Annotated in this window: 10 protein-coding genes; 2 read left to right on the top strand and 8 right to left on the bottom strand. The window is 65.4% G+C overall.

Features of this window, described 5'->3' with window-relative positions:
* Positions 1–40: 40 nt before the first annotated feature.
* The gene (locus C1876_RS02020; protein WP_158544558.1) at positions 41–1,702 is read right to left on the bottom strand and encodes an FAD-dependent oxidoreductase; all 1,662 of its coding nucleotides are present in this window, start codon (positions 1,700–1,702) and stop codon (positions 41–43) included.
* A 200-nt stretch (positions 1,703–1,902) separates the two neighbouring features.
* On the opposite strand from C1876_RS02020, the gene C1876_RS02025 reads away from it, so the two are divergent.
* Positions 1,903–3,390, top strand: a complete 1,488-nt coding sequence (locus C1876_RS02025) for a LuxR family transcriptional regulator (protein ID WP_114545069.1) — start codon at positions 1,903–1,905, stop codon at positions 3,388–3,390.
* 80 nt (positions 3,391–3,470) lie between these two features.
* Here the strand turns inward: C1876_RS02025 and C1876_RS02030 are convergent, their stop codons facing one another.
* Positions 3,471–5,282 carry an FAD-binding protein gene (locus tag C1876_RS02030; RefSeq protein ID WP_114545070.1) on the bottom strand — a complete coding sequence of 604 codons (1,812 nt, stop codon included), beginning with the start codon at positions 5,280–5,282 and terminating at the stop codon, positions 3,471–3,473.
* Positions 5,283–5,598: 316 nt separating this feature from the next.
* On the opposite strand from C1876_RS02030, the gene C1876_RS02035 reads away from it, so the two are divergent.
* A complete protein-coding gene (locus C1876_RS02035; protein WP_244909991.1) occupies positions 5,599–7,056 on the top strand; it encodes a helix-turn-helix transcriptional regulator in 1,458 nt (485 codons plus the stop codon).
* A 77-nt stretch (positions 7,057–7,133) separates the two neighbouring features.
* On the opposite strand, the gene C1876_RS02040 is transcribed toward C1876_RS02035, so the two are convergent.
* The 6 genes from C1876_RS02040 to C1876_RS02065 form a co-directional block, all read right to left on the bottom strand.
* Positions 7,134–8,027, bottom strand: coding sequence for a 4Fe-4S binding protein (locus C1876_RS02040; RefSeq protein ID WP_114545072.1), 894 nt, complete (start codon positions 8,025–8,027; stop codon positions 7,134–7,136).
* On the bottom strand, positions 8,024–8,776 hold the full coding sequence (locus tag C1876_RS02045) for a 4Fe-4S dicluster domain-containing protein (RefSeq protein ID WP_114545073.1): 753 nt from the start codon (positions 8,774–8,776) through the stop codon (positions 8,024–8,026). The genes C1876_RS02040 and C1876_RS02045 overlap by 4 nt, the downstream gene beginning before the upstream one ends.
* Positions 8,777–8,833: 57 nt before the next feature.
* Complete coding sequence (locus C1876_RS02050) at positions 8,834–9,511, bottom strand: TorD/DmsD family molecular chaperone (protein ID WP_114545074.1); 678 nt, start codon at positions 9,509–9,511, stop codon at positions 8,834–8,836.
* Positions 9,512–9,751: 240 nt separating this feature from the next.
* A complete protein-coding gene (locus tag C1876_RS02055) occupies positions 9,752–10,630 on the bottom strand; it encodes a dimethyl sulfoxide reductase anchor subunit family protein (RefSeq protein ID WP_114545075.1) in 879 nt (292 codons plus the stop codon).
* A gap of 2 nt (positions 10,631–10,632) precedes the next feature.
* Positions 10,633–11,205: a 4Fe-4S dicluster domain-containing protein gene (locus tag C1876_RS02060; protein ID WP_114545076.1), complete on the bottom strand. Its 573-nt coding sequence runs from the start codon at positions 11,203–11,205 to the stop codon at positions 10,633–10,635.
* Position 11,206: 1 nt separating this feature from the next.
* Positions 11,207–14,122 (bottom strand): molybdopterin-containing oxidoreductase family protein, encoded by a 2,916-nt coding sequence (locus C1876_RS02065; RefSeq protein ID WP_114545077.1) that lies wholly within the window; start codon positions 14,120–14,122, stop codon positions 11,207–11,209.
* Positions 14,123–14,397: the final 275 nt, after the last annotated feature.

The following is a 14,397-nucleotide window of genomic DNA, read 5'->3' on the forward strand; positions in this document are numbered from 1 at the left end:
TACCAGCGACGCCCGAAGGAGGGTTCGGGCGTCGCAAGCTTTACTTCCCTGCCACTATCGTCTCCACGGCCACGCGCGCGGTGATGATGGCGCGCGAACTGGGAACACCGGGGATGCACATGGGCTGCACGAGCCCGGCGAACCACGCGCCGCCCGAGTTGTTACCGCACGCGAACAGCCCCGGGATGACCTCGCCCGCTTCATCGAGCACCTGAGCGTTGAGGTTGATGGCAAGGCCGCTCAGGCAGCTGAGCGAGAACGCGTGACGCGGAACCGCATAAAACGGCGCCTTCTCAATGGGGAACAGGTACTCCGCCGGCTTCCCGAAGTCCTCGTCCTTGCCCTGCTCAACCAGCGTGTTGTACCGGTCCACCGTCGCCTTGAGCGTCGCCGCGTCCACGCCCACCTTACCTGCCAGCTCTTCGATGGTGGCACCTTCGCACATCGTGCCCAATTCGAGGTGCGCTTTGATGATGGCAGCGTAGTCGCTCAGGCCCGCATGATCGATGCCCTTCTCGTCGAGATACGCTCGATAGGTTGGCGCGAACGCCTCGACCGGCGGGTCCGATCGGTACAATCCGGTTCCCATGAGCGGCTTGTACTGCTCGTAGTTCGCATCGAACACGTCGATGTGCATGCAATCAGGCTGCGAGGCGTCCTGCAAAGGGATCAGCCCATACACCACGTCTTCGTTGCTGAAGCGCTGTCCTTCCCGATTGACGCGCAGCCAGGGAATGCCGCTGCCGAACACCTGCGAGGTGTTGAAGTCGATGAGATCGTAGTGGATGTTCGTGCAGTGCGGCTTCTTGTCCATCGCCGCGCCCACCCAGAGCGCCATAAGGTCGCCGTCGCCCGTGTTCACCGCCGGCGTGACCGCGCTTGAGAAGCCTTCCGCATGCGGCATGAACTCGGCGCGCATGGCGGGATTGTTGCCGTAGTCGCCGGCGCACAGGATGACCGCCTTCGACGCCTCGAACTTGAGATACGAGCCGTCGTCGCCCTGCGCGATCACCGCCGTCACACGGCCGGTGCCGTCGCCCTCGCGCTCAAGCTGCACGGCCGGCGTGCTGAACCGGAATTCGACGCCCTTCGCCTGGGCCTTTTCCGCTAAAAGCGGCATGGCCGCGATGCAATCGAACATGCCCATGATGGGCTCGGGTTCGTCCCAGCTCCACGAGGGCGCATCGAGATCGGTGTCGGCCATGAGATCGTACAGCCAATCGGCATCCTTGCCGCTGCGCTCCTTCCACAACTCGATGAAGCGGCGGTCGGGCAGGTTCGTCGCTTGGCTCATGTACAGGCTGAGCAGCTCGTCGACGTCGTACTTATCCGGCGCGCCCGCTTCGATCTGAGCGCGGCAATTGTACGACGCGATGCCCGTGGCATAGTTGAACACGCGATCGAGCTTTTGGAGCACGATCGTCTTGAGCCCCGCCTCCGCCGCGCTCATCGCCGCACAGCAACCGGCCAAGCCCGCGCCCACGATCACCACGTCCGTCGACACCGTTTCCGCAATGTCGTCCGCGGCGATGGGCTCGGGCGCTTGCCTCCAGTCGGGCGCGGTCTCCGTCGTCGGCGCCTGCGCGGCCGTCGCCCCTGAAGAAGCGGGCGCGCACCCGAGCAAACCCGCCCCGGCCATTGCGACCGTCCCCATGCCGGCCCCCATCAAAAACGAGCGTCGCGACACCTTTTGATTACGCATGTCCTCTCCCTTCAATCGAGCGCCGACCGACCCCCGGTCGAGCGCTGGCCCCATACAACCAGGAAACGCCGCGGACGTCTTCGCCCCTCACGAGGAACTTCCCCGATTCACCCGCACGGGTGAATTCAGGCGAATCCCGAAAAGGCCCCCGAAGCGCCGCGCCGCATGGGGTATGCTGGCCCCGAGGGGAGGAGGTATGCATGAACCATTCGCCGTTCAATCCCAAATCGGATCGGAAACGAGCGCTGACGGATTTCCGCCGAACGCTGAGCGCCCATCCGTACGCACTGCTCTGCTTCTGCGGCTATGCGACGTGGATGATCCTTGTGTTCCAAAGCTCGGCGCTGCTGCCGTCTGCACAGTTCTTCGGATGGAGCCTTCCCGGCTGGTTGCCCCCGATGGCGTGCATGGCGCTCACCTCGTTCCTCTTCGCCATCGCCTTCTGGGTGAAACGATTCGTCATCCCCCGTCGCGCGCTGCTGATTGCCATGGGCACGCTCATGACGGGCGGAGCGCTTTGCTTCGCGTTCTGGCTGGGCGCCGGAGACGTTCTTGCAGGGTCTACCGCGCTGCTCTTCGTCGGCTCGCTTTCCACCGGCATGGGCACGGCGCTTCTGTACATCGAGGTGAACCGGTTGCTCGGGCAGCTCGGCATGCGCAAAACCGGATTCCTCGCAATCGCGGCCATGGCGGCCTCGTCGCTGCTGACGTCGGCGCTGTCGTTCGCACCCCTCAGCGTCAAGCTTCCCGTCATCGTCGCGCTGCCGCTGGCGGTTGTCGCGCTGTACCGTAAGGCCATCGCGCCGTTCCCTCCCGAAGAATACCTGCTGCACGGCATCGACGCACGCCTGTACTTTCCCTGGAAATACCTTGTCACGTCGTTTTTACAGGGCGTGTCGCTGGGTATCGTAAGCGGCAGCGTCGTGTTCTTGCGCGCTCACGACCTGGGCGTCCTGCCCAACGCTCTCGGGTGCGTGCTGGCGTGCGCCTTGTTCCTGGTCACCATCACGTTTCTCAAGCTCGATTTCAATCGGCTCATCTACCAGATAGGCTTCCCTCTGATGGCTTGCGGCTTCTATCTGATCGGACTGCTTGCCCCCATCGAAGCCTTCGGCGGACTGCTGCAAATGCTGGGCTATTACTTCGTCGACCTGGCCATGTGGTGCTTGGGGTCGTACCTCATCAAGAACTGCGGGCTGCCTGCCACCTGGATTGCCATGGGACCCAGCTGCAGCCTGTTCATCGGCACCATGGCGGGAGGATTGCTCGGTTGGCTAGCCAGCGGAACCTTCCCCTACGAGGGCGTGAGCGCCATCATGAACGGAACGGCGCTGCTGCTGCTCGTGTCGGCGCTGCTGCTGGCAAACGAGGACAACTTCAAATTCGGCTGGGGCACGCTGCGCCCCATATCGGAGGAAGACGAGATCGACTGGATAGGGCACGTCTGCGCCTATCTGGAAAGCGAGTACGCGCTGACGGCGCGGCAGGCGGACATGCTGCGGCTCCTGACCGCCGATTACTCTCGCAAGGAAATCGCCGACGAGCTGTTCGTCTCGGAGGACACGGTGAAAACGCACATCCGCAATCTTTACCAGAAGCTGTCGGTGCACTCCCAGAAAGAGCTGATGGAGCTTGCGAAAGCGACGTCGGTCATGCTGAAGATAGAGGCCCGCAGGCCCTCCGCATAGGCGACGCCCGAGGGAGGGTTCGGGCGTCGCAAGGGGGAGGGTATGCGGTTGGGCGCGGACGCGGGGTCTGCCTGCGCGGGTTACGCGTTCGCCAGCTTCTTGACCACGTGCAGGGCCTCGGTCATCGTGCGGCCGCAGGCAACGCCGTGCATCTGGTCGGGGTAGTTGCCGCTGAACAGCGAGCCGGAGCAGTCGCCGGCGCAGTACAGGCCCTCGATGGGTTCGAAGTCGGTGTTGAGCGCCTGGCAGTCGGCGTTGATGCGCACGCCGTCGATGGTGGTGAGCAGCGTGCCGCCCAGCGTGGCGCCGAAGAACGGCGGGGTGCGCAGCTCGGACAGGCGGTAGGCCTCCTTGCCGAAGTCGACGTCCTCCTGGTTGTCGAACAGCTCGTTGTAGCGCTCGCACGTGGCGAGGAACGTCTTTTTCGCATCGGCGTCGAAGCCCAACTTGTCAGCCAGCTCGTCGAGCGTGTCGGCCTTCTGCAACCGACCGTCGGCGAGCTCCTTCTCGAAGTAGGCATCCAGATCGTAGGTGCCGTCTTCCTTCTTCATACCGGCGGCCATCTGGCGCGTCATGGCCGAGCAGCCCAGGGTGTGGAAGCGCTGCACGTCGTCGCCGAAGTTGCCGTCCCACACGCTGACGTACACGCCGCCCGGCTGCTGCGCGGCCGCGTGCGGCAGGTAGTCGTAGTCGGCCGACTCGAGGGCGAAGCGCTCGCCGCGCAGGTTCACTTTGAGGAAGGGCTGCGTACCGGGGTTGAACTGGCCGTTTCCGGGGAATTGCGGCTTGCCGGCCTTGATGGATTCCTCGGTGTAGCCCGCCGTGGTGCCGGGGGCCACCAGGCCGCGGTCGAAGATCATCGTGGCGCTGGTGATGTCCTTCACCGCACCGGCCCACAGCGCCGCCTTGATGCCCATGCCCTCGTTGTTCTGGTTGTAGCCGAGCGCCGTGACCGACGCGGTGGTGATGGGCGACAGCGCCGACAGCATGGCCGGGTTCGCGGAATAGCCGCCCGTGGTGAGCAGGACGCCCTTCTTCGCGTTGATCTGGGTGTAGCCGTCGCTCGTCTTGAAGATGGCGCCCGTCACCTTGCCGGAATCGTCGGTGACCAGCTTCACCAGCTCGTGGCTGTAGGAAATCTCGTAGCCGTTGTCGTTCATCACCTTCTCGAACAGCTCGTTGCGCACGGGCACGCCGTCGCGGCCGCCCTCGGCGTTGCCGTAGTGGTGCTCGCCGGAGGGGGTGTAGAAGGGGGTGGCGCCCATGCCGCCGGGCATCTCGAACTCGTCGGCGATGACCACGGCGCCCGCGGCGCTCATGTACTGGTCGACGTACTCGAACATGTCGTTGCTCTCGTTCATCCACATGTTGATGAGGTTGTGGTCGCACGTGCCGCTGGAATAGCGGGCGAACTCGCCGTGGATGCGGGCGCGATCGGTGTGATAGCCCTGGTCGGTGAAGGGCTTCGTGTCGACGGCGTTGAACCAATGGCGCGTGGCGCCCACCTCGGTGCCCTTCTCGCACAGGATGAAGTCCATCTTCTGGTCGGACGCGTACGCGCCGGCGATCATGCCGCCGTTGCCCGCGCCCACGATGAGCAGGTCGGTGTCCTTCGTCTCGGTGATGTCGCCGTCGGCAACCTCGGGCGGCGCGCCCAGCCAATCGACGGTGATGGCGGCGCTGCCATCGTCCACGGCCACGGCGTTGTTGTCGGCGACGGCGGTTGCGCCCGTCGTGCTCGTGGCGGCCTCGGCCTCCGCAGAACCGGCGGCCTTCGGCGCGCAGCCGGCCAGGCCGAGCGCAGCGAGAGCGCCGACGCCCGTCATGCCGCCGATGAAGCTACGACGCGAGATGCCGTTGCCGTGCCCCTGCGTGGTTTCGTTCGTTCCCATGATGGTCCTCCTCGTGTGATGCTGGTACGTGTCGTGCGGCTGCCAGGCGAAACCCGCTTGTGAGAACCCGCCGGGACGAACCGCTTCCCTCGCCCTGCATCCTAGGCCCCAGCCGGCGGGATGGAACCACCCCACCCGGGGCGTTTTGCGCGATTGGCCGCAGGGCGGCCCGCTCCCCCCGCGGGGGTGATTTCCCCACGTTTTCCCAGTTGAGTGAACGAAAGCGGCGCGAAGCGCTCGCTTCGGCGCGGTCGATACCGTACAATGACAAGCAGTACCGGGGAGATGAGGGGTCGTGGAGGGAATCGCGCAACGCTTGAGAGCATTGAAGGAGGCCGCGTCGTCGGATGCGGTGCTCTGCATTGTTGCGTTCGTGCTCACTTCGTGCACAGGTTGGATACTCAACAGCAGCATCTATGCACACGTGGCCACGTATTACGGCATCGCGCGCGAGTTCTCCACCCTGGGAACCGCGGTGTTCTTCCTCGTGTTGTTCGTGGTGGCCACGCGCAAACCGTCGCTGCTCGACCGACGCACCGTCACCATCATCGCGCTGGGATGCCTGATCACCGGTTTGCTCGTGCTGCAATTCGCCCTCAAACTGCACGACGGCCTCGCCACGGTGGCGGGTTTTCTGTTACTGCACTTCGGCTCGGCGTGGGCGGCAACGATGCTGGCGCTCTCGCTGTGCTCGCTGCGCAGCTCCACCTCGGTGCTGCTTGCCGTGGTGGTGGGCTCCGTTGCGGGCGAGGTGCTGCGCGTGTTCCTGCCGCTGCCCTCGTTCGAATGGGGTCTGAGCATCGTCATGGCCTGCCATGTTGTCTCTATTGCGGTACTGTACCGCCCGGCCGGGACAAACCTCGCCTCCATCGCGCAGGGAGCATCGCCGATGAATCTCGAGTTGGCGAACCCCGAGTCGTTCTTGCAGCCTGCTCATGCGCTGTTCCTGTGCGTGTTCCTGTTCAACGTGGCAACGGGATACGGCCTCACGCTCAACGAGGTTGAGCATGCGCCGGTCAGCGTCGATGCGAGCGCGCTCGTGCTGGTGGGCGTGGCGCTGTGGATGCTGCTTTCGCGCAGCCGCGATAAGGAGGATCAGCTGTTCTCGTTCTCCGTCTTGCTCGTGGTGGCCGGATTCATCATCGCGCCTTTCACCTTCGTTTCCGGCATGCCCTCAACCAACGCGCTCCTGCGCATCGGGGTGAGATGCTTCGACATTCTCATCTGGCTTGTGGTGGTTGCCGTGGGGCGGCGAAACATACTGGCCCTGTTGCCGACGTTCGCACTCGTGCGCAGCATGGGCGCGCTCGGCACCGACGCGGGCGCCATCGCGGGCCACACGTCCAACGACCTGGTGGGTTCGAACGGCGATATGGCTATGCTCATTGCCGAAGTGGCGCTGTTCGCATTCGTCGCGTTTCTGTGGGTTGGATTCCGCAAGTTCAGCTTCGCGGACACCATCCGCGGCGTAGCGGGCATGGAGCCGCCGCGCGCCGTCGAGGCGACAGCGGATGCGCCCGAGGAAGCGCCCGCGAGCGTGCAGGCCGAGGCGAGCATCGAGGACCGCTGCTCCGAGCTGGGTCCATCGTTCGGGTTGACCGACCGCGAGACGGAAATTTTCGCCATGCTGGCGCGCGGGCGCAACGGGCAGTACGTGATGGACCACTACGTCATCTCGCGCAACACCGTGAAAAGCCACGTCAAACACATCTACGCCAAGCTCGACGTCCATTCCCAACAAGAGCTAATCGACCTGGTAGAGTGCCGAGGATAGGACGCGCGCAGCATACCTGATGTCATCCTGAGCGGAGCGCCGAAACAGACGGGGTACGGCGGAAACACCCCTCGGCGTTACTCTCCTTTTGCGATGGGGTCGTCATCGGAGATCACGACAGGGACCTGGTTCTCCTGAACATCAGAGGGGGTGCCGAAGCCGAGCTTGATGGACTTCGTGGGGCAGTTCTCCACGCAGTCGAGGCAGAAGGTGCAGGAGTCCAGCGTCGCTGTGCCGGGGCTCGCCACGTCGATGCCCTCGGGGCACGCGGTGGAGCAGGCGCGGCAGCCGTCCTTCGAGATGCAGGTGGCGCAGTCCGCCTGCGGGCGGGCGCCGAGGCCCAGCCTCGCGCGCGCCTTCGCGGCGAGCCCGAAGAAGAACCCGAGCGGACAGATGGACGAGCACCAGCGCTTGAACAGGAAGAGCTCGGCGAGGAGCATGAGCGGGAACACGATCAGCTCCCAGCCCGGCTGCAGCAGCACGAACACGCGGTTGAGGGCCCAGAGCGTGCCGAAGACGAGCCCGATCGGGCACAGCAGGCAGAACACGGGGAACCCGACCGCGAAGGACACGGCGAGCAGCACGGCGAGGACGAGGCCCTGGGTCTTGAGGCCGGCGCTGCTCGCGCAGGACGCGCAGGACGACGGCTTTTCGGGAGCCGCCTCGCCGCCGCGGCCGAGGATGCCGCGGGGCGCGCGCCCGCCGAAGACGTTGCGCAGCAGCTGCGAGGGGCACAGCCACGAGCAGAACGCCCGTCCCAGCAGGAACACGACGGCGAGCACGGCCAGCACGCCGGGCAGCAGCGCCCACGGGACGGAACCCGACGCCGCCGCGATCTGGGCGAACCCGGCCGGGCAGAGGGCGCACAGCGTGCCCAGGGGGGCGCCGCCGCCGAGGTGGGCGGAGGCGGCGGCGAGCGCGAGCACGCCCGCCGCCACGGCGATGCGGGCCATCTTCACCTTGGTCTTCATGAAGCGCCTCCCGCCTCCCTCGTCGCGTCCGGCCCGTCGGGGTGCACGCCCTTCGAGTGGGGCGCGGCCGCCTCGCCGGAAGCCGCGGTGCGGCCCGCGGCCAGCTCCGCGCTCGAGATCGCGCCCTCGGCGAGCGCCGCCCGCGCCGCGGCGCTCTCGCGCGACGCCACCACGATGCCCTTCGCCGAGGCCGACGCGTCGTAGGCGCGCAGCGACGCCGAGGGGCACACCTGCTCGCAGCGCCCGCAGCCGTCGCAGAAGTCCGCGTGCACGACCGGGCGGTCGCGGTCGTCGAGGGTTATCGCGCCCTCCACGGGGCACTCGTCCCCGCACACCGTGCAGCCGGCCCAGTCCCAGGCCACGCACGCGTCCTTCACGACCACCGCCACGCCCAGGTCGCGCTCGCGCTCCCCGCCGGGCGACAGCGCGCCGGTCGGGCACGCCTCGACGCACCTCATGCAGAAGTCGCAGCACCCGTCGGCGAACGACAGCATGGGCGTGCCGTACGCCACGAGGCTCTCGGCCAGCGGCACCGGCGTGACGATGCCGTAGGGGCACGCCTGCAAACAGCGCATGCAGCGGTCGCACGCCGCCGCGAGCGCGCGGTTCGACGCCGCGCCGGGCGGGCGCACGAACGCCGCGTCGGCCTGGCGCGACACCGCGCCGAACCCGCCCGCGCCCACCATCGCCGCGCCCACCGCGCCGGCCGCGAGGAACCCGCGCCGGGTGATTTGCTCCACTCTGATCATCCCCTCAATCACAACCTTGGTGTTTCACGTGAAACATGCGCCTCTCGGGCGAACGGACTACGCCAGCACGTCGGACAACTCGGCGGCATCGGCGTTCAGGAAGCGCTCGGTGAACGCCGCCAAATCGAAGTAGAACCCGCCTTCGGCCGCCTTCCGCATGTCGGCCGCGAAGCGCTCGATCCAGTTCAGCAGGTGATCCTGCACGAATGCCAATTGGGCGCGCAGCTGACGCTCGGCGCCGTCCGCATCGCCCGCGCGCAGCGCCTCCACCGCACGACCACACAGCAGCGCCATGAAGGCGAGCTCGACGGCCAGGTGATCCTCCGGCTCCTTGAATCCCGGGTTCTTCGCGAACCCAGCGCCGCGATACACGTTGAGCACCTCGCTGTAGGCGTCCTGCATCATGAGACCGCCCTCGCTCGTGTACACCGACTCGTAGGGGAAGGCCTTCTGCGCCGTGCGCGGCCCCATGCCGAAGAAAGCGCGGTCGAACACGACGGCCAGCTGCTCGAGCTTGCCCTCGTCGCACGCGGCCAGGTCGGCTTGAAGGGCGGCGAACCCGTCGGCCAAGGCGGCATCGTCGGAAGACAGCGCGGCACCCTGCGAAAACGTCTCGGCGAACGCCGCGTCAATCTCAGTCTCGTAGCAACGCGACAGCAGCGCATACACGCGGCCGCGATTCTCGCAGAAATCGATGAGGTTCTCAACGAGCTCCGCAGGCATGGTATCGGTCATGATTGATCTCCTTGCGTCGTTCCTACTATGTGTGGCGCGCAGCGCCTTTCCCTTGGCGCGCCCGAATGCTCTCGGAGGGGTTCGGCGCTGCGCGCCGATCGAGGGATGCGCGGGTCGAACGATCGGCGCGCAGCGCCGAAATCCACCGGCAAGCTCCCGGGCGCGCCATGGGGAGGTGGAGGGAGCGCACCGGCGCGCCCGGGAGAGGAAGGGGGCACCCGGGTAGAGCACCCCCCATCATCAGTGGTAGATGAACTGCTCCACGCTTGTGCCTACGCCGTACATGATGATGCGTATCACCACGGCGCCGATGGCGGTGCAGGCGCAGGCGGCGAACAGGTACATCGCCAGCTGCTTCGGCTGCACGGTGCCGGAATCGCCGGCGCCCTTCGTGGACTGGACGCATGCCAGCGCGGTCAGGGCAACCGGAACCACGATGCCAATCACCACGACGCCGGCCCAGAACATAACGGCCATGTCGCCGGAGATCAGACGCTCGATGGAGCGCGTCGGAGCCTGGTAGGGCGCTACGGCGATCCAGATCACGTACGCCACGGTGGTGACGGCCATGATCAGGACGCCGGCCAGCGCCAGCTTCAGCGCGAACCCGCCTTCCTCAGCCGCGCGGCCCTTCAACAGCACGAGCCCGCACATCAGCGTCATGCCCAGCGCCAAACCGGCGCCCAGGAACATCAACGGCAGGGCGATGCTGTCCCACGCGGGACGAGCGGCGATCAGGTACGACGCGCCCGCCACGAACGGCAGCACCAAGCCGATGACGCCGCCCAGCACGCCGGACACCTTCGACGCCGTGGGGTAGTCCTTCTTCGCCAAAACGAGGTAGATGAGCGCCACGATGCCCATGATGGCAACCACGAACAGCTCCTTGGACAGACCCGAACCCAGGTTGCCCAGCAGGTGCGTCGCACGCTCGGGATGCCCCATGTGCAGCACCGACACGCACCCGCCCACGGCGAGGCAGATCAGCGCGATGAGCGCACCCGCAAACCGCACGTCGCGGAACTTGCCTCTCAGCTCGCCCACGGCCAGAAACACGAACGAGCCCGAGGTGACGCCTAACAGCACGCTGAAAATCAGAAGCGGCCACTGAATTTCCATGGTTACTCATCTCCCTTCCAGGCGCACTTGTCCATGGCGTAGTCCACGCCCGGATGGTTCCCCACGTCCTTCAGCTTGTACGTCTTCTTCGCGGCGCGCAGCTTCGACACATCGGACTCGGGATCGTCCAGATCGCCGAACTTGCGGGCCTGGCCGGGGCAGTGTCGCACGCACGCCGGCTTCTCGCCCTTGTCGATGAGGTGCGCGCACATCGTGCACTTCTCGATGACGCCCTTGTCCTTCGACTCGTCATAGGTACGCACGCCGTACGGGCAGGCCATAACGCAATACTGGCAGCCGATGCACTTCGAGTGGTCCACCAGCACCACGCCGTCGTCGCGCTGGTAGGACGCGCCCGTCGGGCACACGCTCACGCACTGCGGGTTGTCGCAATGCTGGCACGCAACCGGCAGGTAGTACATCTCGAGGTCCGGGTAGGTGCCGGAAGGACCCACCGTCAGCACCTTGTTGTAGAACGTTCCCAGACCCACGTTGTTCTCTTGCTTGCACACGACGGCGCAGGAGTGGCAGCCGATGCAGCTATCGAGGTCGATATCAATAATGTTGCGAGTCATGTTACTTCGCACCCCCCTTCGTCACCTGCGTGACGCCGTCCTGCTGATCGTCAGCGGCAAGCTGATCGGCGGACAGCGGCAGGAATATCTTGAGGTCTTCCGAATTCATGCAGATGTTCTTCGGCGCACCGTCGTCGGCCTTGTACACCTTGCACAGGCCGCCGAAGTTGTCGGTGCCCACGGCGGGATCGTACGGGCCGTTGTTCTCGAACAGCACGTTGCAGTTCGAGTCGAACGCGCCGTGCAGGTCGTCGGTGGCCTCGCGCTCGGGGAACCACCAGTCGTGCTCGACGTGGATCATGCCCGGCTTGATGGCCTCGGTGAGGTTCGCGCGCTGCTTGATGCGGTCGACGTACGTCTCGATGTACACCCAATCATCCTGCTCGATGCCATGCTCGGCAGCGGTGGCGGGGTTGATGTCCATCGTCGGGAACATGTGCACCTCGCGCAGCCACGGGCTGTTGCGGTACTCCGTGTGGAAGAACGCGTGGGAGCGGCCGCCCGTGATGAGCGTGTACGGATACTCTTCCAGCAGGTCGGGGCGCGACAGCTTCGTGATAGGCGGCTCGATGTACACGGGCAGGGCGCCGTTTCCGTACAGCAGCAGGTCTTCCGACCACAGTTCCATCTTGCCGTTGTCGGACTGCGGATGCGGCGGGATCACCGTGCCGTCCGGCTTCTTCGCGCCGGGGAAGCGGTAGACCGAGCCCATCTTGTTGCCGCGGTACATGGTGTTGAAGCCGGGACGGAAGTCGCTCGTCTTGCGCATGAAGCCCGTCTCGTACTTCGGCGCGTTCTTCACCGTGGCCATCTCGACACCGGTCACGCTCACGCGCTCGCGGAATTCCTCGAAGTTCGCACAGCTCAACTGCGGAGGAAGCGTCTCGGGGCCCTTCACCATGTAGTCGAAGAACTCGTACTTGTCCTTCCAGTACATATCCACGTCCATGTACTTCGCGAACTCGAAGCAGATGTCCATGTCGTCGCGGCACTCGCCGAGCGGCTCGTGGAACGGCTGGCGAATGAGGTACGTGTGGCTGGTCGGGTAGCCGTGGCCGGAGTGCGCCCACTCCACGCGATCCACCTCGTTGGGGTGCGCGGCCGGCAGGATGATGTCGGCGAGCTCGCCCGAAGGGGTCATGTACAGGTCGACGTTCACGAAGAAGTCGAGGTTCTTGAAGCCTTCGACAATCTCGTGGCCGCCCTCGATGGAGAGGATGGGCTCGGACGTCTGCTGCCAGTATCCGTAGATCTGGAACGGGTCGCCCTTCGCCATGGCCTTCGTCGTGGCCGCGCCGAAGCCGCCCTGCTGGCCGTAGATAACCTGACCGCCGGAGTTCTGCTTCGTCTGTTTGAGCTCGCCGGTGGCGTCATCGGCCACAAGGATGTCCTGGTAGCCGGTGTTCTGGCACACGGACAGCTGCTTGATGTTCATGGCCGTTTCCTTGCGGCGCTGGCCCATGCGACCCTGCTGGTTCGGCACGACGTCGAACATGAAGGAGTCGTAGCCGGTGGCGGGCTCGCGGCCGATGTTCTGGCCGCCCTTCGTGTCGAAGTTGCCGGCGAGCGCCATCATGATGGTGAACGCCTGCGAGATGCCGGACGTGTTGATGGAGAACTCCACCTTCTGGCCGCGCGTGAAGCACGCGTGCGGGCTCGCATCGATGTAGGCGTTGATGGCTTCCTTGATCTTGTCTTCGGGAAGCTCGCAGAACTCGGCGGCGCGCTCGATGGTCCACGGCGTGACGTGCTCGACGAGGATGTCCCAGCTCGTGCGGTAGGTCTTGCCGTTGATCTCATGGCTGCCGGACAGCGCGGGCTTCGCGTCGGCAACGATGTTGCCTTCGGCGTCGAGCCACTGGAAGGCCTTCGGGCCGCCCACGCCGTTCTTGTTCTGCCAGTCGCCGGACCAGAAGATCAGCTGGTCGCTGTTCTCGTCCCACGCGGCGTACAGCTCTTCGTTGCCGTCCTCCTTGAGGTAGGACTCGCGCAGCTGGTAGCCCGTGCCGTTGCCGTCGGCGTCCTTCTCGTCGATGAAGAACGGGGCATTGGTGTAGGTGCGCGCGAACTCGGTGGCGCACTTGTCGGACTTGATGATTTCGTTGATGAACGCCAGCACGAGCGCCATGTCGGAGCCGGGACGGATGGGCAGCCACACGTCGGCCTTGGAAGCCGTGCAGGTGAAACGCGGATCGACGCAGATCACCTTCGCGCCGCGCTCCTGCGCGCGCTTGACGGTGAGCCAGTCGTAGTAGCCGCGGCTGCGCTCCTGGCGGCACCAGATGAGGATGCAGTCCGTGTTGTTGCCGTCCCAGCCGGTGTACTGCGTCTCGTCGCCGTACAGACGCTGGCTGGAGAAGTACGAGCCCACCCAGCACAGGTTGCCCACGCCGAACGTGGCCGTGGAACCCAGCTCGAGCCACAGCTTGTTGATGGCCTGGAACTGCAGCATGTCGCGGCCCGTGCCGTACTGGTGCGCGATGGTGTGCCAGCCGTGTTCCTCGCCGATCTTCGTGAACTCGTCGCGCGCGGTCTCGTAGGCTTCCTCCCACGTGATGCGCTTCCACTGGCCGGAACCCTTCTCGCCCACGCGCTTCTGCGGATAGCGCACGCGCAGCGGGTTGTACAACTCCTGCGGGATGGCGAAGCAGCGCCCGCACAACGTGCCCTCGCTGAACAGGTCGGGGTTGCCCTCGATCTTCACGAGACGGCCGTCCTTGACGTGTCCGAACAGCGCGCAGCGGCCGTAGCACTGGCGGCACGCACTGGGGATAATCTTCACGTCGTCGGACGAGGTGCTGGTGGCCGCCGCGTCATCGGCGAGAGCCGGGGTGGCCGACGCGCCGAGCAGCAGCGTCGAAGCGGTCGCAACGGCCGAAGCCTTCACGAAGCCTCGGCGGCTCATCTTTAGTGACATCTCTCCTCCTTTTGCCTCGTCTGCATGCAGGGGACAGAGATGTGGATGGAATGCGACCCAAGATACCCCCCTGGTGACGCTCCCCCGTGCAAGCTCCCCGCTCTCGTTCCCCCGTTACTTGCAGTGCTAACTATATCACCTGATAATATTAGGGCAACTATTTTAAGATATCTTTATAAAGAATAGTCGTGAACACGGAAGAGGGGCCGAGTTAGCCGCGGTGCACACGGGAAGAGGGAGTTGTCATCCTGAGCGGAGGCCGCAGGCCGAAGTCG

This window comes from Eggerthella sinensis (assembly GCF_003339815.1).
Classification (GTDB): Bacteria; Actinomycetota; Coriobacteriia; order Coriobacteriales; family Eggerthellaceae; genus Eggerthella; species Eggerthella sinensis.

Coding starts and splice junctions, on each gene's coding strand:
- C1876_RS02020 (WP_158544558.1), bottom strand. CDS start 1,702: ATGCGTAATCAAAAGGTGTCGCGACGCTCGTTTTTGATGGGGGCCGGC.
- C1876_RS02025 (WP_114545069.1), top strand. CDS start 1,903: ATGAACCATTCGCCGTTCAATCCCAAATCGGATCGGAAACGAGCGCTG.
- C1876_RS02030 (WP_114545070.1), bottom strand. CDS start 5,282: ATGGGAACGAACGAAACCACGCAGGGGCACGGCAACGGCATCTCGCGT.
- C1876_RS02040 (WP_114545072.1), bottom strand. CDS start 8,027: ATGAAGACCAAGGTGAAGATGGCCCGCATCGCCGTGGCGGCGGGCGTG.
- C1876_RS02045 (WP_114545073.1), bottom strand. CDS start 8,776: ATGATCAGAGTGGAGCAAATCACCCGGCGCGGGTTCCTCGCGGCCGGC.
- C1876_RS02050 (WP_114545074.1), bottom strand. CDS start 9,511: ATGACCGATACCATGCCTGCGGAGCTCGTTGAGAACCTCATCGATTTC.
- C1876_RS02055 (WP_114545075.1), bottom strand. CDS start 10,630: ATGGAAATTCAGTGGCCGCTTCTGATTTTCAGCGTGCTGTTAGGCGTC.
- C1876_RS02060 (WP_114545076.1), bottom strand. CDS start 11,205: ATGACTCGCAACATTATTGATATCGACCTCGATAGCTGCATCGGCTGC.
- C1876_RS02065 (WP_114545077.1), bottom strand. CDS start 14,122: ATGTCACTAAAGATGAGCCGCCGAGGCTTCGTGAAGGCTTCGGCCGTT.